This is a genomic window from Labrenzia sp. OB1 (assembly GCF_001624695.1).
In the GTDB taxonomy this organism is placed as follows: domain Bacteria; phylum Pseudomonadota; class Alphaproteobacteria; order Rhizobiales; family Stappiaceae; genus Roseibium.
On record NZ_JSEP01000010.1, the window covers coordinates 14,707 to 41,430 of the forward strand.

Here is a 26,724-nt window from a genome sequence, read left to right on the forward strand (position 1 = left end):
AAAAGCAGGCTCATTCGGCGATGGTGGCGCAGATCAACGGTTCCGTGGTGAAGGCCTTTGAAATCCTGAAGCTTTTCAACGCGGACAGGACGGTGATCGCCGCTGCCGATGTGATGGCCGAACTGGGCGTGAATGCCGTCACCGCGCATCGTTTCCTCAAGACGCTGGAGCATGTCGGTGCGCTCATTGCGGTTGAACGCGGCCGCTACCGGCTGGGGTTCCTGTTCGCCGGTCTGGCGGAGAGGTTGCTTGACGGCGGCTCGCTCGCGGGTCTTCTGCAGCCGGCCCTTAACGCGCTGACGGATCGTCTCGGTGAAGCCTCCATGGCAACTCTGTTCCGCTCCGACAAGGTGGTCTGCATCGCTCGCGCCGTGCCCGACCGGCCCGTGCTGGTGGATATCCGGGTGGGGTCGGAACTTGAAGCCTGGTGCACGGCGCACGGCAAGCTCTGGCTGGCTCATTTGCCGGAAAGGGAGCTGGATGCCTATTTCAAAAGGGTCGAGACGAGAGCGTTTACCGGAGCAACCATCACTGGAGAGGACGCGCTGCGCGCGGAACTTGAAAAGGTCCGCCGCGACGGGTTTGCGGAGAATCGGGGGGAGCGGGAAGATACGCTGCACGCGGTCGCCGTTCCCCTTTTCAGCGGCAGCGGCCGGATGATCTCGGGCCTGTCGGTCTTCGGCCCGGCGGCGCGCCTCTCCGGTGCCGGGGCAGGCAAGGCGGCTGGAACGGCGCTGGCGCAACTGAAGGCGACTGTGGAAAATCTCCGTAGCAGCCTCGCCGAGCCGCAGCGATAATGGCTGGCAGGCGAGACGTTATCTGGTCCTGAAGGGCGTGTTTCCGTGCGCACGGCCAAACCAACTTGGCCAGCGCCTATCCGCCGCCGAACATCAGTGTCGTCAGCAGTGTGATCACCGCGACAGCCGCCAGGTTCACCAGAAATCCCGCCCGCATCATTTGGGGAATACTGACCTGGCCGGTGCCGAAAACGATGGCGTTCGGAGGTGTCGCCACAGGAAGCATGAAGGCACAGGAAGCGGCCATGGCGGCGGGCGCGGCAAGGAACAGCGGATCGAGACCGGCCTGCACGGCAACGGCGCCGACAACCGGCAGGAAGGCAGCTGTCGTCGCCGTGTTGCTCGTCAGCTCGGTCAGAAAGATGACGAGCAGCGAAACAGCCAGCACAAGCGCGAACACCGGCCAGGTTTCAAAGAATGAGAGGCCATTGCCGATCCACGAGGCAAGCCCGGTCTTGTCCACCGCCTGAGCCAGGCTCAGGCCGCCGCCAAACAGGATGAGAATATCCCAGGGAGCCCGCTTCGCCCAATTCCAGTCGAGCAGAAAGACGCGCGCATGGGTGCCGGAGGGGATCAGAAACAGCAGGAGCGCACCGGAGACTGCGATGCCTGCGTCATGAAGGCCGGACAGCCCGATCCAGTCGGCGGTCAGGGGATTGAAGATCCAGAGCGCCGCGACGAGCGCGAACACCGCTGCGACGCGTTTTTCCGCCGCGCTCACCGGACCCATTTTGTCCAGTTCCTGGCGTACGACCTCAGATCCCGCGCGGGTGGAGGTGTCTTGCAGGTGAAAATCTACCCGGGTGAGCAGAAACCAGGTGATCGGCAACATGGCCAGAACAACCGGGAGCCCGATTGCCATCCAGTCCAGAAACCCCACATGAATGCCATGGCGTTGCTCCATGTAGGCGGCGAGCAGGGCATTCGGCGGCGAGCCGACCAGGGTGCCAAGTCCCCCAATCGATGCGGAATAGGCGACAGCCAGCAGAAGCGCGGAGGAGAGGCCGGACTTCTCGCGTTGTCCGGCATCCGTCAGGACCGACGTCAGGGAGACGGCCAGCGGCATCATCATCATGGCGGTGGCCGTGTTGCTGATCCACATGCTCAGGAATGCCGTTGCCGCCATCACGCCGCCAATGAGTGCGGACGGGCTGCTGCCGACGACCGAGAGGATGTGAAGCGCGATGCGGCGGTGGAGGTTCCATCGCTGCAGGGCGAGTGAAATCAGGAAACCGCCGAGAAACAGAAAGATCAGCGGATTGGCGAAGGGGGCGGCCGTCTGGCCGAAATCGGAGATGTCGAACAGCGGAAAGAAGACGAGCGGCAACAGGGCCGTTGCAGCAACCGGCAGCGCCTCGCTCGCCCACCAGATCGCCATCCAGACGGCAATGACGGCTGTCGCCCAACCCTGGAACGTCAGTCCCGACGGAACAGGCAGCGCCAGCATCGCCAATGCGGCTGCAGGACCGATCAGCATGCCGGCGAGACTGTAGCCCTTCACCTGTGTTTGCCGCTGCTCGCTCATGTCTTTCCCGGTATCATGCCAGGACGCTTTCCATTTCGGCGTATGGAACAGGTTTCCGGAACGGGGAGCGCGACAATCAGAACAGTGTGTGACGACAAGATCTCTGTTCCCTCCAGGCTGTGGGCGAAATTCTGCACACGGCAGGCCTCGCTCGATCATTGATCCTACCGTGTCACGGTGGCAACCGAAGCGGAATATATACCATTTGCCTGCAGCCGGCTCCGGCTCTTCTGTCAGGGGCCGCTCCACTCGCCGATAGCCCGCAGCACCTCTTTAGCGACGACTTGGGCGACAGGTGTCAGCACCTGTCCCTTGCGCGTCAGGAAGGAATAGGTCTCCACCGACAGCGGCAGGTTGGTCCGGAGTTCGGTGAGTGTCCCGGGCACACCGTCCAGGCTTTCGGCGAAGCTTCTGGCGACGGACTGGGCGACCGGAGCGATGGCGTTGGTTCTCTGGACGGTCGCCAGCGTGAACAGGAAGGAAGAGGTGGTCAGCACTCTGGAAGGCAGGGTCAGCCCCTTGTCCCGCAGCGCCTGTTCCGCGGTTGCCCGGATCGGCGCGCCGGCCGGAGGCAGAACCCAGTCAAAATCGAGAAGGGCTTCGGCGGGTATGGGGGTACCGGTTCGGGTCAGCGGGTGACCGATGCGGGCGACGATCGATGCCGGTTCCCGCAGCAGCGGCCGTTCCTCAAAGAGGGTGGGATCTTCATCCAACGGCACCCGGCTGAGCGAGAAATCCAGCCGCCCGTCCTCCAGTTTCTGCGCAAGGTCACGGCTGGGGGCAACATCGACGGAAATCGAGATATCCGGATAACTGAGCCGGATATGGCGCAGCGCGGGCAGCACATATTCGATGGCCGGTCCGGTAACCGAGCCGATGCTGACATGGCCGCTCTGGCCGGACATGTGCTGCGCGATGTCCCGGCCCGCGTCGCCGAGTTCCTGCAGGATGCGCACGCAGCGTTCCGCGAGCTTGCGGCCCACGTCAGTCAGCTCGATACCCCGGCCGCTGCGCACATAGATGGCCGTTTCGGTAATCCGTTCGATTTCCGAAATCAGCCGTGAGGCTGCCGGTTGGGTGATGCCGAGCGCGGTCGCGGCATTGGTCAGTCGCGATTGGTGCGCCAGTTCGGCGAGCAGGCGCAGATGCGAAATTTTCAAGCCGCGCCGCAGCAGGTCCAGGCTCATGATGGCTCGCTTCAGGAAAGGTCAAATCTATACCGAAATCGATATGTAACGATAATGAATAATAATTTGACGGTCATGTTATTTTTCTCGCATCTGTAGCCGCGGCATCGTCAATTCATGCCGGAAATAAGTTTGTGGCCGGTCGAAAACCGGCACGGGAGGAAAATATGAAGTTTGTTTCCAAGGCTCTGGTCGCGGCAGCGGCTGTGGCAACTCTCATGTCCGGCGCTGTCATGGCGCAGGACAAGGGCACCATCGGCATCGCCATGCCGACCAAATCCTCGGCGCGCTGGATCTCCGACGGCAACTCCATGGTCGAGCAGTTCACGGAAGCCGGCTACACCACTGATTTGCAGTACGCCGAAGACGACATTCCGAACCAGCTGGCCCAGATCGAAAACATGATCACCAAGGGCGCCGATGTGCTGGTGATCGCGGCAATCGACGGCACCACGCTTTCCAACGCACTGGAAAACGCCGCAGCTGCCGGCATCAAGGTTATCGCCTATGACCGGCTGATCCGCGACAGCGGCGATGTCGACTATTACGCGACCTTCGACAATTTCAAGGTGGGTGTTCAGCAGGCAACGTCGCTGGTCGGCGGCCTGAAAGAGCGTTTCGGCGAAGGTCCGTACAATGTTGAATTGTTTGGCGGTTCTCCGGACGACAACAACGCCTATTTCTTCTACGACGGCGCCATGTCGGTTCTCCAGCCGCTGATCGATGACGGCACCATCATCATCCAGTCCGGTCAGATGGGCATGGACACGGTCGGCACACTGCGCTGGGACGGCGCGGTCGCCCAGGCTCGTATGGACAACCTTCTGTCCGCTCACTACACCGACAAGACGCTGCATGGCGCATTGAGCCCCTACGATGGCCTGTCCATCGGTATCCTGTCGTCCCTGAAGGGCGTAGGCTACGGCTCCGGCGACCAGAAAATGCCGATTGTCACCGGTCAGGACGCGGAAGTTCCATCCGTGAAGTCCATTCTCGCCGGCGAACAGTATTCCACCGTCTTCAAGGACACACGGGAACTTGCCCGCGTTACGGTAGGTATGGTCGACGCGCTGCTGGAAGGCGGCGAGCCGGAGATCAACGACACCAAGACCTACAACAACGGTGTCAAGGTCGTACCGTCCTACCTGCTGGAGCCGGTTGCGGTCGATACAGGCAATTGGGAAGAAATCCTGATCGGCAGCGGTTACTACACGGCTGACCAGGTCAAATAACAAAACAAGCTCCCAAGCAGCACCTCCCGCCCGCAGACCCGGTCCTTCCTTCATTTCCGCGCAGACCCGGAATTGAAGGAAGCCGACCGAGTTCGGAACAACCGGACTTGCGGGCGGACTTTTTTCGGAATTCGGAGACCGGGGGCCATGGCACTCCTTTCCATGCAGAACATCAGCAAGACCTTTCCGGGCGTGAAAGCGCTGGATCGCGTCAGTCTCGATGTTCAAAAAGGCGAGATCCACGCAGTCGTCGGCGAGAACGGCGCTGGAAAATCCACTCTCATGAAAATCCTGTCGGGTGTTTATGCCCACGGCGACTATGACGGCGACATTCTGTTCGACGGCAAACCGGCCCGGTTCGCCGGCATTTCGGACAGCGAGAAACAGGGCATCATCATCATCCACCAGGAACTGGCCCTCGTGCCGCAACTCTCCATCGCGGAGAATATTTTCCTGGGCAATGAATGCGCGTCGAAAGGTGTGATCGACTGGCGCCGGACCAACCAGTTCACCGAAGAACTCCTCGCCAAGGTCGGCCTGGTGGAAGCTCCGACGACCAAGGTCGACAATATTGGCGTCGGCAAGCAACAGCTCGTCGAAATCGCCAAGGCGCTCTCCAAGGACGTCAAGCTGCTCATTCTGGACGAACCGACCGCCGCGCTGCAGGAAAACGACAGCCGCAAGCTGCTCGACCTCATGCTGGACCTGAAGGCACAGGGAGTGACCTGCATCATCATCTCCCACAAGCTCAACGAGGTCCGTTACGTGGCCGACAGCGTGACCGTCATTCGCGACGGCATGACGGTATCCAAGCTGGACGCCAGTAAGGGTCTCAGCGAGGACGAGATTGTCCGCGACATGGTCGGCCGGGACATGACCCACCGGTTCCCGGACCACAAACGCACGCCCGGAAAAGTGCTTCTGGAGGTCGAGGGCTGGAATGTCTGGCATCCCGAGCACGCGGAGCGCCAGGTCATTCGTGACGCCTCGTTCAATGTGCGTGCCGGCGAAGTCGTGGGGATCGCGGGCCTGATGGGCTCCGGCCGGACCGAACTCGCCATGTCCATCTTCGGCCGTTCCTACGGGCGCAACATATCCGGCGAGGTCAGGCTGAACGGCAAGCCGGTGGATGTCAGCTCCGTCGACAGGGCGATTGACGCCGGGATTTCCTATGTGACGGAAGACCGCAAGGCCCTTGGGCTCGTGCTCGACGAAACCATCCGGTTCAACACTACACTTGCCAATCTGGAGGGCGTCTCCTCCGGCTCCGTGCTGAAGCGCAACGAGGAAACGAAGGTTGCCGAGAGATACCGCGAGGCGCTGGCGATCCGGACCCCGTCAGTGTTTCAGAAAGCGGTCAACCTGTCCGGCGGAAACCAGCAGAAAGTGGTTCTGGCGAAATGGCTGTTTACCGCGCCGGAAGTCCTGATCCTGGACGAGCCGACGAGAGGCATCGATGTCGGCGCGAAATATGAAATCTATTCCATCATCAACGACCTCGCCGCCGAAGGGAAAGGCGTGGTCATGATCTCGTCGGAAATGCCGGAACTGCTTGGCATGTGCGACCGGATCTACGTCATGAACGAAGGGGCTCTTGTCGGTGAACTTGCCGCCGGCGATGCGAGCCAGGAGCGCATCATGTCGCTCATCGTCAACGAATGAAAGAGTGAACCCCATGGAAGTGGCTGAAAGCGATACCAATGCGGCGCCGGCGGTGAGGACCAAAGGCATCGGCGCGTATATTTCCGCGAACCTTCGACAATACGGCCTGCTCTTTGCTCTGATCGCGGTGATGGTGTTTTTCCAGATCGTGACCGACGGCACGTTGCTCCGTGCCGTGAACGTCACCAACCTGCTGCTGCAGAATTCCTACATCATCATCATGGCGCTGGGCATGCTGGTCGTCATCGTCTCCGGCAATATCGACCTGTCGGTCGGTTCGGTGATGGGCTTCATCGGCGCGCTGGCCGCCGTATTGATCGTCGAACTCAACCAGCCGGTCATTCTCACGATCCTCATTTGCCTGGTTACCGGGGGTCTTATCGGCGCGGCCCAGGGGTATTGGGTCGCCTACTGGAAGATCCCGTCCTTCATCGTGACGCTGGCCGGCATGCTGGTGTTCCGCGGCCTGTCGCTGTGGCTTCTGGAAGGCCAGTCGGTCGGCCCGTTCCCGAAGGAGTTCCAGTTGATCGCAACCGGCTTCGTGCCGGATATCTTCCCGGCCGGTCTTGGGGTATGGCTCGCGGAGATGTTCGGTGCGCGCAAGGTGAATGTCCTGGCGCTGGTCACGGGCATTGCCGCCGCCGCGCTGGTCGTCTGGATCGGTCTGCGCCAGCGGGCCCAGAACAAGGCCTACGGCATTGAGGACGAGCCGAAAAGCTTCTTCATCGCCCGCACAGCCATCATTGCCGCGGCGCTGATCTTCGTCATGTACAAGCTCTCCCTGTTCCGGGGCATGCCGAATGTGTTGATCACCATGGGCGTCCTGACGGTGATCTATGCCTTCATCACCGAGACGACGACTGTGGGGCGGCGGATCTATGCGCTGGGCGGCAACCAGAAGGCCGCCAAACTGTCCGGCATCAAGACCGAGCGCCTCACGTTCCTGGCCTTCGCGAACATGGGTGTTCTGGCGGCCGCTGCCGGTCTTGTCTTCGCGGCCCGTCTCAACACCGCAACACCAAAGGCCGGTTTCGCGCTTGAACTGGACGTGATTGCCGCGGTCTTCATCGGCGGGGCGTCGATGTCGGGCGGGGTCGGGACGATTGTCGGCGCGGTGGTCGGGGCCTTTCTGATGGGCGTGCTCAACAACGGCATGTCGATCATGGGCATCGGCATCGATTACCAGCAGATGATCAAGGGTCTGGTGCTGCTCGCAGCCGTGATTTTCGACGTCTACAACAAGAACAAGCAGGGATAAGAAGATGCTGATTTCCCAGATACTGGACGACGGCGGCAAGCAGGCCGTTGTCATTCGCAATGGCAGCGAAGCCTGCATCCTGAAAGGCGTCGGATCCACCTATGAGCTCGTCCGGGAGGCAATCGGCAAGGGCCAGAGCCTGGCCGAATGCATCCGCGGTCATGAACTCGGCAAGGCGGTCGATCTGGAAAAGCTGGCCGAGGAAAAACGCCTCCTGCTGCCGATCACCCATCCCGATAGCGCCCATCTGCATCTGACGGGCACCGGTCTCACCCATCTCGGGTCCGCGGCGACGCGCGATGCCATGCACGCCAAGGCCGGCGCCGATGACGAGGAGGCCAATATCTCCGACTCCATGAAGATTTTCCGCATGGGGCTGGAGGGCGGACGGCCCGAAGGCGGGAAGGTCGGCGTGCAGCCGGAGTGGTTCTACAAGGGCAACGGCGCTTGCGCCGTCGCACCGGGCGGCGATCTGGTCAGCCCCGGTTTTTGCGAGGACGGCGGCGAGGAACCGGAAATTGCAGGCATCTACTTCATAGCCGATGACGGCACGCCGTTCCGGATCGGGTTTGCGCTCGCCAACGAGTTTTCCGATCACGTGATGGAGCGCCGGAACTATCTCTTCCTGGCCCATTCCAAGCTACGTCCGGCATCCTTCGGTCCCGAGCTTCTGGTCGGAGCCCTGCCGGAGAACGTCAACGGCACCAGCCGCATTCGCCGGGATGGCGAGATCCTGTGGGAAAAACCGTTCGTGTCGGGCGAGGCGAACATGTCCCACACCCTGGCCAATCTGGAACACCACCATTTCAAATATGATCTCTTCCGCCAGCCGGGCGACATTCACGTTCACATGTTCGGCACGGCGACGCTGTCCTTTGCCGATGGCATTTCCTGCAAGGAAGGCGATGAAGTGGAGATTTCCGCACCGGGCTTCGGCGTTGCGCTCCGCAATCGCCTGACTTTCCAGCCTGCGGAGACAGCGGCCACGCAAGTGAAGGTTCTTTAGATCATGAGCTTCAAACCGGCGAATTGGCCGCGCAAGCTGCGGTCGGCTGAATGGTTTGGCGGCACCAGCCGCGACCACATCTATCATCGCAGCTGGATGAAGAACCAGGGCCTGCCGGACGACCTTTTCGACGGCCGCCCGGTGATCGGGATCTGCAACACCTGGTCCCAGCTCACCCCCTGCAACGCGCATCTGAGGGACCTGGCCGAGCGGGTCAAACACGGGATTTACGAGGCAGGAGGATTTCCCCTCGAGTTTCCCGTCTTCTCGACCGGCGAAAGCACACTGCGCCCCACCGCGATGATGTTCCGCAACCTCGCCAGTATGGATGTGGAGGAAGCCCTTCGCGGGACGCCGCTCGATGGGGTCGTGCTGCTGGTCGGTTGCGACAAGACAACCCCGTCGCTTCTCATGGGCGCGGCCTCCGTCGACCTGCCGTCCATCGTGGTCACGGGCGGCCCGATGCTCAATGGCTGGTTCCAGGGCGAGCGCGTCGGCTCGGGCACCCATCTGTGGAAGTTCTCCGAAGCGGTCAAGGCCGGCGAGATGACACAGGAAGAGTTCCTGGAAGCGGAAGCGGCCATGAGCCGGTCGCCAGGCTCCTGCAACACAATGGGCACGGCGTCCACCATGGCCTCCATGGCCGAGGCGCTCGGCATGGCGCTGTCCGGCAACGCGGCCATACCCGCCGTCGACAGCCGCCGCCGTGTCATGGCGCATCTCTCCGGACGCCGGATCGTGCAGATGGTGAAGGACGACCTGAAACCGTCGGACATCCTGACCCGGCAGGCGTTTGAAAATGCCATCCGCACCAACGGCGCCATCGGCGGATCGACCAACGCCGTGATCCATCTGCTGGCGATCGCCGGACGGGTGGGGGTGGACCTGTCGCTGGAGGACTGGGACAGGTTCGGGCGGGATGTTCCGACCGTCGTCAACCTGATGCCTTCCGGCAAGTATCTGATGGAGGAATTCTTCTATGCCGGCGGACTGCCGGTGGTGATCAAGCGTCTTGGCGAAGCGGGCATGCTCAACAAGGACGCGATCACCGTGGCGGGCGAGACGGTCTGGGATCAGGTGAAGAACGCCCGGAACTGGAACGAGGATGTCATTCTGCCCGTCGAGAAGGCCCTGACGCAGCAAGGCGGCATTGCCGTCCTCAAAGGCAATCTGGCGCCTCACGGAGCGGTTCTGAAACCCTCGGCGGCCTCACCGCATCTTCTGCAACATCGAGGCAGGGCGGTCGTCTTCGAGGATATCGACGACTACAAGGCCCGTATCGAAGACGATGCGCTCGACATCGACGAGACCTGCATCATGGTGCTCAAGAACTGCGGGCCCAAGGGCTATCCCGGCATGTCCGAGGTCGGCAACATGGGGCTGCCGCCGAAGGTGCTTAAGAAAGGCATCACCGACATGGTGCGGATCTCCGATGCGCGTATGTCGGGCACGGCCTATGGCACGGTTGTCCTGCACACGTCGCCGGAAGCGGCCGCCGGCGGCCCCCTGGCCGTGGTGCGCACGGGGGACATGATCGAGCTGGACGTTCCGAACCGGAAGCTTCATCTGGAAATTTCCGAAGAGGACCTTGCCCGCAGGCTTGACGAGTGGACACCCTCCCACCACGTACCGGACAGTGGCTACGCGCGCCTGTTCCACGATCATGTGCAAGGTGCCGACACCGGCGCCGATTTCGACTTCCTGAAAGGATGCCGCGGGTCCGCGGTACCAAAGGACTCTCATTGATGGCTGAAAAACTGGCGCTGGTGGGCATCGGAAAGATTGCCCGCGACCAGCATATTCCCGCGATTGCGGCAAATCCCGACTGGTCTCTCGAAGCGGCGGTCAGCCGCAACGCTGCCGTCGAGGGTGTCGATCATTTCGAGTCGATGGACGCCCTGCTGGAAACCCGACCGGACATCAACACGGTGTCGCTCGCGATCCCGCCGCAGCCGCGATTTGTCTATGCCGCCGCGGCGCTCAAGGCCGGCAGGAACGTCATGCTTGAAAAGCCTCCGGGCCAGAGCCTCGCCGAATGTTATGCGCTTGAAGCGCTGGCAAGGGAAAACGGCGTGACGATCTTTGCGACCTGGCATTCGCGCCATGCCGATTGCGTTCCGGATCTGAAAGCCTGGCTGGCGGAGCGGAGCCTGAAAAAGCTGGAAATCACCTGGAAGGAAGATGTCCGCCGCTGGCATCCGGGGCAGGAATGGATCTGGGAGTCCGGTGGGATGGGTGTCTTCGATCCGGGCATCAACGCACTCTCGATCCTGACGGAAATTCTGCCCCATCCGGTGCACCTGTCGGGCGCGACCCTGGAAGTCCCGGAAAACCGAGAAACACCGATTGCCGCCAGGCTTGATTTCGTGGATCCGTCCGGTGCCGCTGTGACCGCCGATTTCGATTGGCGGCAGGAAGGCCCGCAGACCTGGAACATCGAAATCGAGACGGATCGCGGCAGTGCCAGCCTGTCGCTCGGCGGTGAACGGCTGGAGATTGACGGAAAACTCGTCAAACAGGGCGCAAATCATGAATATGCGAACCTTTATGCGCGCATGGCGGCCTTGGTAAAAGCCGGCGAAAGCGATATGGATCTCTCACCCATGATTCACGTCTGTGACGCCTTTTCCCTTGGAAAGCGGGTCGTCACCGCACCGTTCCACTATTGATACCCCTATTGAAACCGGAAGGTTTGACATGACTTTTATGCCGCACGGAAAGCAGCTCATAGCGGGCGAATGGTCCACCAGCGAAAAGACTTTCAGCTCGCAGCCGGCCCACGGCCAGTCCTTCAACTTCTCCTCCGGAACCGTGAAGGACGTCGATGCGGCCTGCAAGGCCGCGGAAGAGGCCTTCTGGAGTTATGGCTATTCCTCCAGCGAGGAACGGGCGAAGTTCCTGAATGCGATCGCTGATGAAATCGAGGCGCGCGCGGATGCGATCACGGCCATCGGCACATCGGAAACCGGCCTTCCCGAAGCACGCCTTCAGGGCGAGCGCGGACGCACAACCGGTCAGCTCCGCCTGTTTGCCAGCCATATCCTGAAAGACGATTATCTGGATCTGCGTCACGACGGAGCGCTGCCGGACCGCCAACCCCTGCCACGTCCGGACCTGAAGCTTGTCCAGCGGCCGATCGGGCCCGTGGCCGTGTTCGGCGCATCCAATTTCCCGCTGGCATTTTCCACTGCCGGCGGCGACACGGCGTCTGCACTGGCTGCTGGCTGCCCAGTCGTGGTTCGTGGCCATCCGGCGCACCCTGGAACCGGCGAAATCGTTGCCGAAGCCATTGCCGCCGCCGTGAAGTCCTGCGGACTGCATCCCGGTGTATTCTCCTTCATCCAGGGCAACGGCTATGAAGTTGGTCAGGCTCTGGTTCAGCACCCGCTGATCACGGCTGTCGGCTTCACCGGCTCTCTGGGCGGCGGCCGCGCCCTGTTCGATCTGTGCGCGCAGCGGCCGGTGCCGATCCCGTTCTTCGGCGAGCTTGGCTCGGTCAATCCGATGTTCGTTCTTCCCGCGGCCCTGGGCGCGCGCGGCGAGGCAATCGCCAAGGGCTGGGCAGGATCGCTGACCATGGGGGCAGGGCAGTTCTGCACCAATCCGGGCATCGTGCTTGTTGTTGATGGACCGGACGCGGACGCTTTCCTCAACGCCGCGAAGAGCGCGCTTTCGGAAATCGGCGCGCAGACCATGCTCACCGACGGCATCGCCGAGGCCTTCCGCTCCGGGAGCCGCAAGGTGTCCGGCTCGACCGGCGTTCGCGAACTGATCGGAACGTCCTGCGAAACCCGGGAAGCCGCACCTTATCTTTTCGAGACCACCGGCGAAGCGTGGCTGGCGGACGAGGATCTTGGCGAAGAGGTCTTCGGACCCCTTGGCATCGTCGTGCGCGTCAGGGACGAAGCGCAGCTTCTGGAAATAGCCAGGGGCCTGGAGGGACAACTCACCTGCACGCTGCAGATGGATGATGGCGACACGGGTCTCGCCCGCCGTCTGATGCCTGTCCTGGAGCGCAAGGCTGGCCGTGTGCTGGCCAACGGGTTCCCGACCGGTGTCGAAGTGGCCGAGGCCATGGTTCACGGCGGACCTTATCCGGCATCGACCAATTTCGGCGCGACCTCTGTCGGAACCCTCGCCATCCGCCGTTTCCTGCGCCCGGTGTGCTACCAGAACATCCCGGAGGCTCTTCTGCCGGCGCGCTGATCGGCAAGGGGCAAACTGCCACTCTGCAGCCTGTTCAAAGAACAAGAACGCCATCCTGAAGACTTTCTTCAGGATGGTTTTTTGTCTCCGGAAGACGCGAGGAAATTTCACGTTCATCCCGATTTCTCATGCGCACGGGAGCGCCTGCTCTCCGTCGATTGCTGTGCCCGGAGCCTGAGAGTATAAATTTTGGGTCCGCACCCTAGATCAGCTTGATGCCCGATGTGGTCAGGAGGCCGTCGAGCGCGGCCTTGGCCGGAGTGCTGGCCGCCAGAAGATCGATGTCGCTGAGGTGGCAGAGTTCGAACAGGCTCTTCACGCCAATCTTGTCTGAAGTGAGCATGAGGATCGATTTGTCGGCCTGCTGCATGGCTGCCTGCACGCGCTTGACTTCGAACAGGTCGTTGTCGGCCAACCGCCCGCTTCCATCCAGACCGGAGACGGCGATGATGGCGTAGTCGAACCGGAACTGCTTCATGAAATCGTCGTTGTGGGGTCCGACGATCGCGCCATCTTCCTGCCGGACAATCCCGCCGGGGATGGCGACTGTAATATCGTCCCGATCCAGAAAATGCGCCGCGATGCGAATGCTGTAGGTGGTGACGCGCAGGTTCCTGCGGGCAAGAAGCGCCTCAGCGGCCGCCTCCGACGTGGTGCCGTGGTCGAGAAACACCGAAGCGCCGTCTTTCACGAAATTCGCAGCTTTGAAGGCAACGGAAGTCTTTTCCGTGGATGCGATGCGAAGACGCTTTGTATAGTCGCCCTTGGCGATAGGCTGGACCAGCGTGATGCCACCATGAGTGCGCCGGATATTGGGCTGTTCCTCCAGCGCCTGAAAGTCCCGGCGGATCGTCTGCTCGGACACGTCCAGCGACTTTGCGATTGCCGAAAGGCTCAGGTAGCCTTCTTCGGCAACCAGCTTCAGCAGAGCATCCCTACGCTGCTGTTTCTTTCTCATGGCATCTCACACCCGCGCTTTTCCGTCTGTTTCCCTTAGACAGTTTGCTTCCTCAATTCAATCGGCGGGAGGCGTTCAGCTCCAAAAATGGCATTAAAGCAAAAAATGTAAGTTTTCCTACTTTTATTGTAAGAAAAATTCCATAAACTGTCTTCTGCCGGGTGCCGTCGAAGAAATGCGCGCCGCGGCCAAACCTTGAGGAGGGTGAAATGAAAAATACAGTTCTCGCAGGCGTTCTGGCTGCCTTGTTGCCTACGGCTGCACTTGCAGGCGAAATCACGGTTTACACGGCTTACGAGGAAGATGAAGCGGCAGCGTTTCTGGACCTGGCCAAACAGGCGATGCCTGACATCGAAGTGAACATGCTGCGTTTGTCGACAGGCGATCTTGCCGCCCGCATCATCGCGGAAAAGGGTAACCCCCAGCATGACGTGATCTGGGGATTTGCCGCCTCCACCATCGTCAATCCGGAGATCGCCGACACCCTGGAGGCTTATACGGCCACTGGTGTCGACACGATTCCGGCAGCGTTCCGGGACGGGGACAACATGTGGTTCGCCGTGACCGGTTACATGGCCGCATTCTGCGTCAACACAGAACGTGTCGAGAAGCTCGGTCTGGATGTGCCGAAATCCTGGGCAGATCTTGTCGATCCGAAATACAAGGGTGAAGTGGTCATGCCGAACCCGGCCTCTTCCGGCACCGGGTACATCCAGGTCAGCTCGATCCTGCAGATGAAGGGCGAGGAAGAAGGCTGGTCATTCCTGGATCAGTTGGATGGCAATATCGCCCAATACATCAAATCCGGTTCCAAACCCTGCAACGCGGCGGCCGCGGGCGAGTATGCCGTTGGGGCTTCGTTCGACATGCGGGCGATCAAGAACATCGAGGAAGGGTTCCCCATGGTCATGGTCATTCCGGCCGAGGGCGCCGGCAATGAGCTGGAAGCCAACGCACTGGTCGCCTCGTCAAAGAACAAGGATGACGCGCGCCGCTTCCTGGACTGGACTTTGACGCCCGAAGCGGTCAACGCCTACTACGACTGGAAAGCCATTGTCACCGTGCCGGGCGGGTCCCTGCCTGAGCGTTTCAGGTCCGCTGGGATGCCGGAAGATACCAACAGCATCCTTTACCCGACTGACTTTCAGGCCGCGGGCAAGGACCGGGACCGGATCATCTCCGAGTGGCAGCGCCGATACGAGAACTGATCGGAACCAGGGTTCCGGGTGTGACGTGTCAGGATCGACCCGCTTTCCCGCATTCGTGCGGGCAAGCGGGACACTGCTCCTGACCGGTCATGCCAGGATTCCAAAAGGGTACTGGCGCAAGAGAGCGCCTTCACAACGGCTTGCGGAAATCGCATGGGATGAATTGATGGCTTTGCAGATTGAAGGACTTACCAAATCCTTCGGGAAAGTTAAGGCGCTGAGCGACCTGACGCTGACGATCCCGGAATCGAGCTTCACCTGTTTCCTCGGGCCATCGGGATGCGGCAAGACGACCTTGCTGCGCGTCATCGCCGGACTGGAAGTCGCCGAGGAGGGCTCTATCCGGTTGTCGGACCGGGACATGTCCAGGACGCCGCCGGCCGAGCGCAATTTCGGCATGGTATTCCAGTCCTATTCGCTGTTCCCGAATCTGACGGCGCTTCAGAACGTGCTCTACGGCCTGGAATGCCGGGGATGGGCGAAGCCGGAACGCATCAGCCGCGCGATGGAAATGCTCGATCTGGTGCAGCTTGCCGACCAGGCTCACAAGCTGCCCTCGCAAATGTCCGGGGGGCAGCAGCAGCGGGTTGCCATCGCCCGTGCCCTTGCGCCCCGTCCCACCTTGCTGTTGCTGGACGAACCCCTGTCGGCGCTGGACGCCAATGTCCGGGCAGAACTGCGCGGCGAGTTCCGCAGTATCCAGAAGGAACTGGCCATTACCACCATCATGGTCACCCATGACCAGAGCGAAGCGCTGGAAATGGCGGACCGGATCGTCGTCCTCAACGGGGGGCGGATCGAACAGGTCGGGTCGCCGTTCGAGATCTACACACACCCGAAAAACCGCTTCGTGGCCGACTTCATCGGCAACTTCAACGTGATGCAGGTAGGTGTCGCCGCAGACGGTGCGATCGAATTCGGCTCGCAGACGCTGACTGCCGGACCGGACGCCAAAGGCATGGATCTCCTCGGCATCAGGCCGGAGGCCATCAGCATCTCCCCGGAACCGCTCGATATGGGCAATGCTCTTTTCGGTGAGGTCACCAAGGTCAGGTTTCTCGGCAACATACAGGTGCTGACCGTGCGGCCGGACTGCGCGCCGGACCAGCCGCTCGACGTCCAATTGCACGGACCTGAGTTTATTCCGCAGCCACGCGACCGCATCTGCCTGAATTTCGGGGCGGAGTCTCTCTGCGGGTTGAGCCAATGACCGAGCAGGCAGTTGCATCCACACCGCCGGCCCGCCGCTTCAGGATTGGCGACAGTTCGTTTGCACTGGTGGTGTCCATCGCCGTTCTGGTCATGATGATCCTGTTTCTCGTCATACCGGTGGGCAGCATCCTGTTGCGCAGCTTCGTCGGTGCGACGGGGTGGGGCCTGGAAAACTACACCGAAACCCTGCAGTCCGGGCGCGTCTGGGAACTTGTCGGCAACAGTCTCGCGGTTGCCGTCCTGACGACGATACTCTCGCTCGCTCTCGCCTATATCTACGCCTACGCAATCCAGCGCACGCACGTCCTTTTCAAGGGGTTCTTGCGCCTGGTGGTGATGACACCGCTGTTCGCTCCCTCGCTGGTGCAGGCGCAGGGGCTGATCTTCCTGTTTGGCCGCAATGGCGCCTTCAACCGGTTTCTCGGTTTCGATTTCGATATCTACGGCTTCTGGGGCATTGTCCTGGCGGACGTGCTTTACACCTTCCCCTATGCCTTCCTGATCCTGTCCGCGGCCCTGGCCGCATCCGATGCGCGGCTCTACGAAGGGGCTGTGGTGATGGGAGCAAAGCCATTCCGCATCTTCCGGACCATCACGCTGCCCTCGACCCGCTACGGCATTGCCGCCGCGGGCTTTGTCGTCTTCTCTCTGACGATCACGGATTTCGGCAACGCCATCGTCATCGGCGGCGACTTCAACGTGCTTGCGACCGAGATCTACAACAAGGTCATCGGTCAGGGGAAATTCGGTCTCGGCGCGGTGATCGGCGTGCTGCTGCTGGCTCCCGCGGTGATCTCCAAACTGCTGGAGCGCAGGATCGCGAAGCGGCAGCACGCGCTGATTACCGACCAGTCCAAACCGCTGACCGTCCGTGACAACCGCCGGCGGGACCTGATCTTCGGACTTTACACATATGCCGTCGCCTGTGTGTTCCTGGCCGTGCCGCTGATCGTACTTCTGGCCAGCCTTGTGAAGCTCTGGCCTTACAATCTGGCTTTTTCCCTGAAGCACTATTCCTTCGACGTCCAAAATGGCGCGCAGCCCTTGTGGAATTCGATAGGCGTTGCTTTCGCGACCGCGATCTTCGGCGTCATTCTTGTGACGGTTGCCGCGATTGTCTCCCAGAAATTCCGAACGCCCCTGCGCGGTCCGATCTCTTTCCTTGCCATTCTGCCGACGTCCATTCCCGGCATGGTGCTGGGCCTCGGATACGTCCTGGCGTTCAACAGTACGGCGAACCCGCTCAACGTCCTCTATGGCACGTTCCCCCTGATCGTGCTGCTCTACGTCTACTACAACCACGCTCAGGGGTTCCTGATCGCGACCACGTCGCTGAAGCAGATCAGCGCCACTTTCGACGAAGCGTCGACCATGCTCGGCGGCAGCCAGCTGCGCACCCTGTTCCGGGTGACGTTGCCGATCCTGTGGCCGACGCTCTTCGGGGTCGGGGTGTTTTTCTTCATGCGGGCAATGGTGTCGCTCTCCGCCGTGATCTTCCTGATCACACCGCAGACACAGGTTGCGGCTGTCTCGGTGCTGCAGCTTTCCGACAGGGGAGCCAACAACCAGGCGGCGGCGTTTTCCGTTTGCATCATGCTGATCGTGCTCGCCGCGCTGCTCCTTGCACGTTGCGTCCTCTGGCTGGCTGGCGCGCGGCATGTCTCTCTGATCAGGTAGGTACGCATGAACCGTCAGGACATTCGAGGCGTCCTTTTCGACAAGGACGGGACCCTGCTGCACTTCGAGGAAAGCTGGGGGCGCACCAACCAGAGTGCTGCGTTGCTGGCGGCAGGCGGGGAAAAGGGCCTTGCCCAGCAACTGCTTGTGGCCGCCGGCGTTGATCCGGACACAGGCAAGACCAGAAGCGGCAGTGTGCTCGCCGCGGGCAACAGTTCAGAGATCGCGGAACTCTGGGCCGCGGCCGGAGCCCGAATGCCGGAGACCCAACTGGTGGCAGAGCTCGATGTCCTCTTCGGCTCATCCATGCAGACGGCTTCTGCCATAGAAGGCACGGCTACCCTGCTTGAAATGCTGAAGGCGAAAGGACTGATCCTGGGCGTTGCCAGCAGCGACAGCGAGGCGGCCATCCGTGTTTTCCTTCAGACAACGGGCCTGGCGCATCTCTTTGACTTCGTCACCGGCTATGACACGGGGCATGGCCACAAGCCGTCACCGGGAATGCTCGACGCCTTCTGCCGCTCCTGCGATCTGGCATCCGCGTCCGTCGCCGTCGTCGGTGACAATCCGCAGGACATCCTGATGGCCCGGCAGGGCCGCGCGGGCCTTGCCATAGGCGTGCTGACGGGTACGGGATCCGAGGAAGAGCTGAAATCCCTGGCTGATGTAGTCCTGGCCGATATCACTGGCCTGACGGCCCTGTTCGGTCTCACGGCTGCGGGATAGATAACCTCTTTCCTCGAGGAAGGCCTTGAGGTCGTCTCCGGAATTTTTTCAGGAGCGGACTGTTTTTTCCTACCGAATGAAGGACCAGACTTACGCGTTCAGTTCAATCTTTCGTCCGGCCAGAATGACAGCTTCCATCGCGTCATAAGCGCCCTTCGCATCGCCCGCCTTGATTGCAGTGACGATAGCCCTGTGGCGTTCGACGAATTCGTGGGTTTCCTGATCGTTGCGTTCGTTCGCCTCGGCAATGAACAGCGAATAGAGCGCGGCCTGCACGAGATCTCCAAGAGACTGCAGGAAGCGGTTTCCGGACAGTTTCAGGATAAGCTTGTGGAATTCCAGGTCCGCGACCGCAACGGCGGCCCGGTCCTTGCCGGTTGCGAGATTGTCGCAAAGCTTCGACAGGGCGACGCATTCCGCGTCGGACACACGTCTTGCCGCCTGGCTGGCGGCGGCAGGTTCGAAAATCAGCCGGATCTCGAAGAGGTCCTCCAGGAACGGACGCTGGTTCTTGAGCGCGGCGTGCCAGCGCAGCACATCCGGATCGAACATGTTCCATTCCGAAGCCGGGCGCACATGAGTGCCGACCTTGGCCTTGGACTGGATCAGGCCCTTGGCAATGAGGGTTTTCTTTGCCTCGCGTACGACGGTGCGCGACACGGAGAACATTTCCGAAATATCCGGGTCGAGCGGGATCATCGTTTCCGGCGGATACTCTCCGGCAACGATGGCCCTGCCGATCTGTTCCACAACCTGATCGGTGTGATTGCCGGTCTGACTTCCCAATCCGCCGGTGGCGACGAATGTCATGATTGCGCGGCGAACTCTGGCGCTGGTTTTCTGCGCAGTGTCGTTGCCCAAGTGAGACCCTTCTGAAGCAGGATGAAGCCAAAGAGCAGACCGCCAATCACGATTTTGGTCCACCAGCTCGACAGTGTTCCATCGAACACGATAAAGGTTTGTATCAACCCCATGATCAAAATGCCAAAGAATGTACCTGCGACGAAACCGGTGCCGCCGGTCAGCAGGGTGCCGCCGATCACCACGGCGGCGATGGCGTCAAGCTCGACACCGACGGTGGCGAGCGAGTAGCCCGCCGAGGTGTAGAGCGAAAACACGATACCGGCCAGTCCTGCCAGCCCGCCCGAAGTGGCGTAGATGCCTATGGTGGTTTTCGCCAGCGGCACGCCCATCAATCGTGCCGTCTGAAGCCCGCCGCCGATGGCGTAGACATTCTGGCCGAAGCGGGTGCGGTGCGCGGCGATGATTCCGGCCGCAAAGGTCAGCAGCATGATCATTCCGGTCAGGCGGAAACGTCCGCCGCCCGGAGCCTTCCAGTAAAGTGACTGCAGCGTGTCGTAGAATTCATGGGTGATGGGAACACTGTCGGTCGACAGGACGTAAGCCGCCCCGCGCGCCAGAAACATGCCCGCAAGCGTGACGATGAAGGGCGGCATTTCCAGATAGTGGATCATGGCCCCCATGGATGCGCCGAACGAGATCGTGATCGCCAGAATGAGCGCGAAGGCGAGGAGAGGGTGAATCGACGTGTCGCGCAGGATCACCGCGAGAAAGACACCGGTAAAGGCGATGACGGACCCAATCGAGAGATCGATGCCACCCGACAGGATGACGAATGTCATCCCGACCGCTGCGATGCCGAGGAAAGCATTGTCTGTCAGGAGGTTCGCCACGACACGGGTCGACAGCATGGAAGGGTATTGCCAGGCGCACAGCGTGTAGGCCAGCAGGAAGGTGGCGATGGTGATCAGCAGCGGAAGATGCGTGGAACGGATCATTGCGGACTTTCTTTCGCTTCCTTGATGGATCCGGGGGGGATTGGGTCCGCCGACGCACGCAGGATATAGAGCGCGTGTTTGACGGTCGGCGACTGGATCACCAGAATTGCGATGATGATCAGCGCCTTGATGACGAGGTTCAATTCCGGCGGCATGCCCGACAGCAGGATGATCGAATTGACAGACTGGATGATCAGGGCTCCGAGCAGCGAAGCGATGATGGAAAACCGGCCGCCCAGCAGGGAATTGCCGCCGATCACCACCGCCAGAATGGCGTCGAGCTCCAGCCAGAGCCCGGCATTGTTGGCATCCGCGCCCTTGATGTCCGCTGCGACGATCACGCCGGCCAATGCGGCGCAGAAACCGGAAATCAGATAGACCGAAATGATCAGCACCCGGCTGTTGATGCCTGCCAGACGCGACGAGCTTTCATTGATGCCGATTGCCTCGATCAACATGCCGAGCGCGGTCTTGCGAACGACGGCGGTCACGGCCAGCCCGAGACCAAGCCAGATGAGAATAGGAGTCGGGATCCCCGCGACAGTACCTGCGCCCAGATGGATCAGACCGGGGTTGAGGAAGGTCAGGATCGTGCCTTCGGTGACGAGCTGGGCAATGCCGCGCCCGGCCACCATCAGCACCAGGGTCGCGACGATCGGCTGGATGCGCAACACGGCAACCAGAACGCCGTTCCATGCGCCGCACACGGCACCGGCGCAAAGCGCACCGAGCAGCGCCACCTGCCAGCTGTGACCGTCCACGACCAGCGCCGCCGCCACCGCGCCGGCTATCGCCATGACCGCTCCCACTGAGAGGTCAATGCCTTTCGTCGCGATGACGAGGGTCATACCGATGCACAGAAGGGCCGTGGGCGCGCCGCGGTTGAGCACGTCGATCAGGTTGCCGAAAAGGCGGCCGTGCTGGAACTCGATCCGGAAGAAGTCCGGAAAGACCAGGAAATTCAGCAGAAGAACGCCGGCGAGAATGACCAGCTGCGGCGCGATACGCCTCAGGGTGGTGTTGATGTGATGCTTCATCAGACCGCCCCTTCCATAGGTTCGTTGGCCATGGGTTCGTCGGCAATCGCCGAGACGATATTGGCGGTGGTGATCTCGTCGCCTTTCAATTCGCGCATCTGGCGCCGGTCACGCAACACGATCACCCGTGTGGAATAGGCAACCAGCTCCTCCATTTCGGAGGACGCCACGAGCAGGGCAAGGCCGTCCTCGCGCAGGCGTTCGATCAGGGCAATGATTTCTGCATGCGCGCCGACATCGATGCCGCGCGTCGGTTCGTCCAGGATCAGGAAAGCAGGGTTTGTCGCCAGCCAGCGGGCCAGAAGCGCCTTCTGCTGGTTGCCGCCCGACAACAGCCGGATAGGCATGTCGAGACTGGCGAGACGGATATCGAGCGCCTTGACATAGGCCTCCGCCAGTTCGTTGATCTTGGCCCTGGGCAGCGGGCGGAACCAGCCCTGCCGCGCCTGAAGCGCCAGAATGATGTTTTCGCGCACCGAGAGATCACCGACAATGCCGTCGTTCTTGCGGTCTTCGGGACACAGGGCGAACCGGTGCGCAACTGCCTCGCGGGGGTTCTTCAGGCTGATCTTGCGGCCTTCCAGCAGGGCCTCGCCCTGATCGGCCTGGATGGCGCCGAAAATCAGGTTCGCGGTTTCCGTCCGGCCCGAGCCCAGCAGCCCGGCCAGACCGACCACTTCGCCCTTGCGCACCGTCAGGCCGAAAGGTTCGATAACCCCGCGCCGGCCGTAATTGCGCAGTTCAACCAGAACGTCGCCGGCCTCCGTCGGAGCACGGTCCTGGATGCGCGCTTCCAGTTGACGCCCGAGCATGAGCGTGATGACCTCGGTCTGGGTCGTGTCCGCAAGCCGTTTCGTCCCGATGATGCGGCCGTTCCTGAGAATGGTGGCACGGTCCGAGATCTCGAACACCTGATCGAGGAAATGGGTAATGAAAACAATGGCGAGGCCGCGGGCCTTCAGCTTTTCGATCACCGAAAAGACCAGGTCCACCTCGTCCCTGTCGAGACTTGCGGTCGGCTCGTCGAGAATAAGCACCTTGCCCGACAGCTCGACGGCGCGGGCAATGGCAATGACCTGCTGAACCGCGACGGAATAGGCCGAAAGCGGTTCGGCGGGATTGATGGCAAGGCCGAATTCCGCCAGCAGGTCGCTGGCCATGGCAAGCATTCTGCGCTGTGATATCAGACCGTGTTTCATGGGCTGCCGGCCGAGAAACAGGTTTTCGGCAACGCTCAGGTTCGGCAGCAGGTTGACTTCCTGATAGACTGTGCCGATGCCGAGCTTCTGGCTTTCCTGGGTGCTGTGCGGAGAGATCTCGCGGTTGTCCAGCTCGATCGTTCCGGCGTCGCGCCGATAGGCTCCGGTCAGGCACTTGATCAGGGTAGACTTGCCGGCGCCGTTCTCACCGAGCAGCGCATGAACCTCTCCCGGGTACAGGGTCAGATCTACCGCATCCAGGGCTATGGCCCCGGGAAAAAACTTGGAAATGCCCTTGCACTCAAGCACAGGGCCGGTCGCTCGCGCCATCGAGTGGCATCCCCCCGAATTCACTTTCCTGAAGACTTATCATGTGCCGGGCGGGAAAGCCGCCCGGCACGGGATCGTATCAGTATCCAAGGTCTTTCTTCATCTCGTAGATGGCCATGTTATCATCTTCGAGAGTGTAGAGTTTGGACTCGGTCTGGATCCACTTCGGCGGCGTTGTGCCGTCCGCGAGATAGGCTTCGAGCGCATCCAGAGCAGGTCCGGCCATGTTCGGGGTCAGCTCGATCGTGGCATTCGCCTCGCCTTTCGACATCGCCAGATGAATATCCGGAACGCTGTCGATGGACACGATCTTGATGTCCTCGCCCGGTTTCAGTCCGGCTTCCTTGACGGCCTGGATTGCTCCGACAGCCATGTCGTCGTTATGGGCGTAGAGTGCACAGATGTTTTCGCCGCCGACAGCTTTCAGGAAGCTCTCCATCACGACCTTGCCCTGGCTGCGGGTAAAGTCGCCTGTCTGGCTGCGGACGATGTTCAGGTTGTCATGACCGGCGATGGCTTCTTCGAAGCCTTTCTTTCTGTCAATCGCCGGTGAAGAGCCGGTGGTGCCCTGCAATTCGACAATGTCGCATTTGGCACCGGCCGTCTCGTCGACAAGCCATTGTCCGGCAACCTGTCCCTCGTGAACGAGGTCGGAGGTGACGGCAGTCATGTAAAGGTCATCGGGCGCGTCGATCGTCCGATCGAGCAGGACCACCGGAATTTCGGCGTCCCTGGCTTCTTCCAGAACATCGTCCCAGCCGGTCGCGACGACAGGGGCGAGCAGGATCGCATCGACGCCCTGGGCGACGAAGGACCGGATGGCCTTGATCTGGTTTTCCTGTTTCTGCTGGGCATCGGCGAATTTCAGATTGATGCCCCGCTTTTCCGCTTCCTGCTTGGTCACGGTTGTCTCGGCGGCACGCCAGCCCGATTCAGATCCGATCTGAGAAAATCCGATGGTCAGGTCGGCCGCATTGGCGGTCATCGGGACGAACGACATCGCCCCGGCAATGAGCATTGCCTTTAATTTCATAGTCTCCTCCACAAGGTGAATTTTCGTCACCAAGTCATTAAGTAATACTTTATTACTTTTGTAAAGCGAGCTGGTTTGCTCTCGGGAGAGAAATAGACCAACCATCAGATAAATAAGATGAAATATGTGAAGTTCGCCGTCAGGGAACAGTGGTGTTCCGGTCAGCCGACCCGTTCCGGACAAAAAAAGCCCGGGCAAGGGATGCCCGGGCTGTCAGCGCGATAACAGGATATCTAACCGTTCAGTTTCACCCATGCGGCGTTTCTGGTCGAGGAGCGGACGCAGGCGTCGATGAATTGCTCGCCCGCCAGACCGTCGTCAATGCCGGGCACCAGCGTGGTGGCGGACTTGCCGTCCTGGTGCGCGCGGATGGCGTCGGCTGCTTCGGTGTAGAGATTGGCGAAGCCTTCCAGATAGCCTTCCGGATGGCCCGGAGGGACACGGGTGGTCGAGGCGAGCGAGGCGGACATGCCGGCGCCACCGCGGGTGAGCAGTTGCTGCGGCTTGCCGAAGGGCGTGAACTGGAGATAGTTCGGGTTCTCCTGGTGCCATTCCAGTCCGCCCTTGTCGCCATAGACCCGGATCTTGAGATTGTTCTCGTTGCCGGGAGCCACCTGCGAACACCACAACATGCCCCGTGCGCCGCCGTCGAACCGCAGCATGACGTGCGCGTTGTCGTCGACCTTGCGGCCCGGCACGAAAGACTGCAGATCGGCCGCAAGGCTTTCGGCAGTGAGGCCGGTAATGAAACTGGCCAGATTGAAGGCGTGCGTGCCGATGTCGCCGGTCGATCCGCCGACCCCGGACCGGGCCGGATCCGTGCGCCAGTCCGCCTGCTTGTTGTGCACATCTGTCGACAGCCAGTCCTGGGCGTATTCGACCTGCACGACGCGCAGGGTGCCGAGGTCGCCGTTTTCGACCAGCTCCCGAGCCTGGCGGACCATCGGATAGCCGGTGTAGTTATGGGTCAGGAAGAACAGGGCATTGGAGCTTTTCGCCGCCTTGGCGAGCTTCTTGGCATCGGGCAGCGTCGAGGTCAGCGGCTTGTCGCAGATCACATGGATCCCGCGCTTGAGGAATTCCTTCGCCACCGGATAATGCATGTGGTTGGGTGTAACGATGGCGACCGCCTCGATGCCGTCTTTCAGCCGGGCCTCGCGCTTGGCCATGTCGAGGAAGCAGTCGTAAATCCGGTCTTCCTTCAGGCCGAGCACCCGTCCGGACTCCTGCGCCTTCTCCGGGGTCGAGGACAGTGCCCCCGCGACCAGCTCATACCGCCCGTCGATCCGGGATGCGATCCGGTGAACCGCACCGATAAAGGCGTCCTTGCCACCTCCGACCATACCCAGCCGGATCGGGCGTGTCTGCGGGTTGTCCTTGCCTTCAATCGCCATATTGCTCCTCCTGTTTCGTCTTCCCGGGTATAGCGCCGGGTTTTTCAGCCGTTCTTGTGTCGTCATGCTGCCCGCATCCTTCGGGAGGGACCTGACGGTCTTCCCCGGGATGAGATTTTCGAGTGGCTTGCTTGCAGCAACTCGATTTCAGCATCTAACCGATGCCGAGCATCTTCCGGTTGGCTTCCACATCAGTACCGCCACCGGCAAAATCATCAAAGGCTTTTTCGGTGACGCGAATGATGTGTTCGCGGACGAACTGCGCCCCTTCACGGGCTCCGTCCTCCGGATGTTTCAGGCAGCACTCCCATTCCACGACGGCCCAGCCGTCGAAGTCAATGGCGGCCATCTTGGAGAAAACGGCGCTGAAATCGACCTGTCCGTCCCCAAGTGAGCGGAACCGACCGGCCCGGTTGACCCAGGGCTGATACCCGCCATAGACACCCTGGCGGCCGGTCGGATTGAACTCCGCGTCCTTGACGTGGAACATGCCGATCCGCTCGCTGTAGATATCGATGTTGTCCAGATAATCCAGACACTGCAGCACATAGTGGGAGGGGTCGTAGAGCATCTTGCAGCGGCCATGCCCGTTCACACGCTCAAGAAACATCTCGAAGGTGATGCCGTCGTGCAGGTCTTCGCCGGGGTGAATTTCATAGCAGACATCGACACCCATTTCGTCCGCATAGTCGAGGATCGGCCGCCAGCGCCGGGCAAGCTCGTCGAAGGCCGTCTCAACCAGCCCGGCGGGACGTTGCGGCCAAGGATAGATATAGGGCCAGGCGAGCGCACCGGAAAAGGTGGCATGCGCCGAAATGCCGAGGTTGCGGCTCGCTGCGAGGGCAAGTTTCATCTGGTCCACCGCCCAGGCCTGCCGCGCGGACGGATTGCCGCGGACTTCCGGAACGGCGAAGCCGTCGAAAGCCGTGTCGTACGCCGGATGAACTGCGACCAGCTGGCCCTGAAGATGAGTGGACAACTCGGTGATCTCGATGCCGCTGTCACGGGCGGTTCCAACCAGCTCGTCGCAATAGGTCTTGGAGCTGGCAGCTTTTTGAAGATCGATCAGCCGACCGTCCCAGCTTGGAATCTGGACGCCGATATAGCCACAGTCGGCTGCCCATCTGGTGATCGAATTCCAGGAATTGAACGGAGCGTCGTCCCCTGCAAACTGGGCAAGAAACAATGCTGGGCCTTTTATCGTCTTCATGGCTGCCTCCTGGAGATGTGGAGTTTGGAAATCGGGAAATTTGGGAAAAAGGGCCGGAACCCCATCGC

22 protein-coding genes are annotated in these 26,724 nt (G+C 61.1%); 12 read left to right on the forward strand and 10 right to left on the reverse strand.

What is annotated here, in order from left to right; all coding sequences use genetic code 11:
* Positions 1-20: 20 nt before the first annotated feature.
* A complete protein-coding gene (locus OA90_RS14645) occupies positions 21-797 on the forward strand; it encodes an IclR family transcriptional regulator (RefSeq protein ID WP_068413124.1) in 777 nt (258 codons plus the stop codon).
* A 76-nt stretch (positions 798-873) separates the two neighbouring features.
* On the opposite strand, the gene OA90_RS14650 is transcribed toward OA90_RS14645, so the two are convergent.
* Both OA90_RS14650 and OA90_RS14655 read right to left on the reverse strand, forming a co-directional pair.
* Positions 874-2,322 carry a DASS family sodium-coupled anion symporter gene (locus OA90_RS14650; RefSeq protein ID WP_068413128.1) on the reverse strand — a complete coding sequence of 483 codons (1,449 nt, stop codon included), beginning with the start codon at positions 2,320-2,322 and terminating at the stop codon, positions 874-876.
* A 233-nt stretch (positions 2,323-2,555) separates the two neighbouring features.
* Complete coding sequence (locus OA90_RS14655; protein WP_068413129.1) at positions 2,556-3,509, reverse strand: LysR substrate-binding domain-containing protein; 954 nt, start codon at positions 3,507-3,509, stop codon at positions 2,556-2,558.
* A gap of 167 nt (positions 3,510-3,676) precedes the next feature.
* Between OA90_RS14655 and chvE the strand changes: the two genes are divergently transcribed.
* From chvE to OA90_RS14690, 7 genes are all read left to right on the forward strand, one after another.
* The gene (gene chvE, locus OA90_RS14660; protein WP_068413131.1) at positions 3,677-4,741 is read left to right on the forward strand and encodes a multiple monosaccharide ABC transporter substrate-binding protein; all 1,065 of its coding nucleotides are present in this window, start codon (positions 3,677-3,679) and stop codon (positions 4,739-4,741) included.
* 147 nt (positions 4,742-4,888) lie between these two features.
* Entirely contained in the window at positions 4,889-6,403 is a 1,515-nt protein-coding gene (gene mmsA / locus OA90_RS14665; RefSeq protein ID WP_068413134.1) for a multiple monosaccharide ABC transporter ATP-binding protein, read from the forward strand.
* A 13-nt stretch (positions 6,404-6,416) separates the two neighbouring features.
* The gene (mmsB, locus tag OA90_RS14670) at positions 6,417-7,661 is read left to right on the forward strand and encodes a multiple monosaccharide ABC transporter permease (RefSeq protein ID WP_068413136.1); all 1,245 of its coding nucleotides are present in this window, start codon (positions 6,417-6,419) and stop codon (positions 7,659-7,661) included.
* Between the two features lie 4 nt (positions 7,662-7,665).
* Positions 7,666-8,667 carry an AraD1 family protein gene (gene araD1, locus OA90_RS14675; RefSeq protein WP_068413138.1) on the forward strand — a complete coding sequence of 334 codons (1,002 nt, stop codon included), beginning with the start codon at positions 7,666-7,668 and terminating at the stop codon, positions 8,665-8,667.
* 3 nt (positions 8,668-8,670) lie between these two features.
* Positions 8,671-10,413 carry an L-arabinonate dehydratase gene (araD, locus tag OA90_RS14680; RefSeq protein WP_068413141.1) on the forward strand — a complete coding sequence of 581 codons (1,743 nt, stop codon included), beginning with the start codon at positions 8,671-8,673 and terminating at the stop codon, positions 10,411-10,413.
* Positions 10,413-11,336 (forward strand): Gfo/Idh/MocA family oxidoreductase, encoded by a 924-nt coding sequence (locus OA90_RS14685; RefSeq protein ID WP_068413622.1) that lies wholly within the window; start codon positions 10,413-10,415, stop codon positions 11,334-11,336. The genes araD and OA90_RS14685 overlap by 1 nt, the downstream gene beginning before the upstream one ends.
* 28 nt (positions 11,337-11,364) lie before the next feature.
* Positions 11,365-12,873: an aldehyde dehydrogenase (NADP(+)) gene (locus OA90_RS14690; protein WP_068413143.1), complete on the forward strand. Its 1,509-nt coding sequence runs from the start codon at positions 11,365-11,367 to the stop codon at positions 12,871-12,873.
* A 202-nt stretch (positions 12,874-13,075) separates the two neighbouring features.
* Here the strand turns inward: OA90_RS14690 and OA90_RS14695 are convergent, their stop codons facing one another.
* Positions 13,076-13,831: a DeoR/GlpR family DNA-binding transcription regulator gene (locus OA90_RS14695; RefSeq protein ID WP_068413145.1), complete on the reverse strand. Its 756-nt coding sequence runs from the start codon at positions 13,829-13,831 to the stop codon at positions 13,076-13,078.
* Between the two features lie 209 nt (positions 13,832-14,040).
* Here OA90_RS14695 and OA90_RS14700 point away from each other — a divergent pair, with 209 nt between their 5' ends.
* The 4 genes from OA90_RS14700 (at position 14,041) to OA90_RS14715 (ending at position 18,654) form a co-directional block, all read left to right on the forward strand.
* Positions 14,041-15,039, forward strand: coding sequence for an ABC transporter substrate-binding protein (locus OA90_RS14700; protein WP_068413148.1), 999 nt, complete (start codon positions 14,041-14,043; stop codon positions 15,037-15,039).
* A gap of 166 nt (positions 15,040-15,205) precedes the next feature.
* Positions 15,206-16,249, forward strand: coding sequence for an ATP-binding cassette domain-containing protein (locus tag OA90_RS14705; RefSeq protein WP_068413154.1), 1,044 nt, complete (start codon positions 15,206-15,208; stop codon positions 16,247-16,249).
* On the forward strand, positions 16,246-17,928 hold the full coding sequence (locus OA90_RS14710) for an ABC transporter permease subunit (protein WP_068413160.1): 1,683 nt from the start codon (positions 16,246-16,248) through the stop codon (positions 17,926-17,928). The genes OA90_RS14705 and OA90_RS14710 overlap by 4 nt, the downstream gene beginning before the upstream one ends.
* Before the next feature lie 6 nt (positions 17,929-17,934).
* Complete coding sequence (locus tag OA90_RS14715) at positions 17,935-18,654, forward strand: HAD family hydrolase (RefSeq protein WP_068413162.1); 720 nt, start codon at positions 17,935-17,937, stop codon at positions 18,652-18,654.
* 90 nt (positions 18,655-18,744) lie between these two features.
* On the opposite strand, the gene OA90_RS14720 is transcribed toward OA90_RS14715, so the two are convergent.
* The 7 genes from OA90_RS14720 to OA90_RS14750 form a co-directional block, all read right to left on the reverse strand.
* Complete coding sequence (locus OA90_RS14720; RefSeq protein ID WP_068413168.1) at positions 18,745-19,464, reverse strand: FadR/GntR family transcriptional regulator; 720 nt, start codon at positions 19,462-19,464, stop codon at positions 18,745-18,747.
* Entirely contained in the window at positions 19,461-20,450 is a 990-nt protein-coding gene (yjfF, locus tag OA90_RS14725; protein ID WP_068413625.1) for a galactofuranose ABC transporter, permease protein YjfF, read from the reverse strand. Before yjfF ends, OA90_RS14720 begins: the two co-directional genes overlap by 4 nt.
* Entirely contained in the window at positions 20,450-21,490 is a 1,041-nt protein-coding gene (locus OA90_RS14730; protein WP_068413171.1) for an ABC transporter permease, read from the reverse strand. The genes yjfF and OA90_RS14730 overlap by 1 nt, the downstream gene beginning before the upstream one ends.
* Positions 21,490-23,019 carry a sugar ABC transporter ATP-binding protein gene (locus OA90_RS14735; RefSeq protein WP_068413174.1) on the reverse strand — a complete coding sequence of 510 codons (1,530 nt, stop codon included), beginning with the start codon at positions 23,017-23,019 and terminating at the stop codon, positions 21,490-21,492. The genes OA90_RS14730 and OA90_RS14735 overlap by 1 nt, the downstream gene beginning before the upstream one ends.
* A 79-nt stretch (positions 23,020-23,098) precedes the next feature.
* The gene (gene ytfQ, locus OA90_RS14740; RefSeq protein WP_068413179.1) at positions 23,099-24,052 is read right to left on the reverse strand and encodes a galactofuranose ABC transporter, galactofuranose-binding protein YtfQ; all 954 of its coding nucleotides are present in this window, start codon (positions 24,050-24,052) and stop codon (positions 23,099-23,101) included.
* Between the two features lie 233 nt (positions 24,053-24,285).
* A complete protein-coding gene (locus OA90_RS14745) occupies positions 24,286-25,446 on the reverse strand; it encodes a Gfo/Idh/MocA family oxidoreductase (protein WP_068413184.1) in 1,161 nt (386 codons plus the stop codon).
* Between the two features lie 154 nt (positions 25,447-25,600).
* The gene (locus OA90_RS14750) at positions 25,601-26,656 is read right to left on the reverse strand and encodes a sugar phosphate isomerase/epimerase (RefSeq protein ID WP_068413186.1); all 1,056 of its coding nucleotides are present in this window, start codon (positions 26,654-26,656) and stop codon (positions 25,601-25,603) included.
* Positions 26,657-26,724 lie beyond the last annotated feature (68 nt).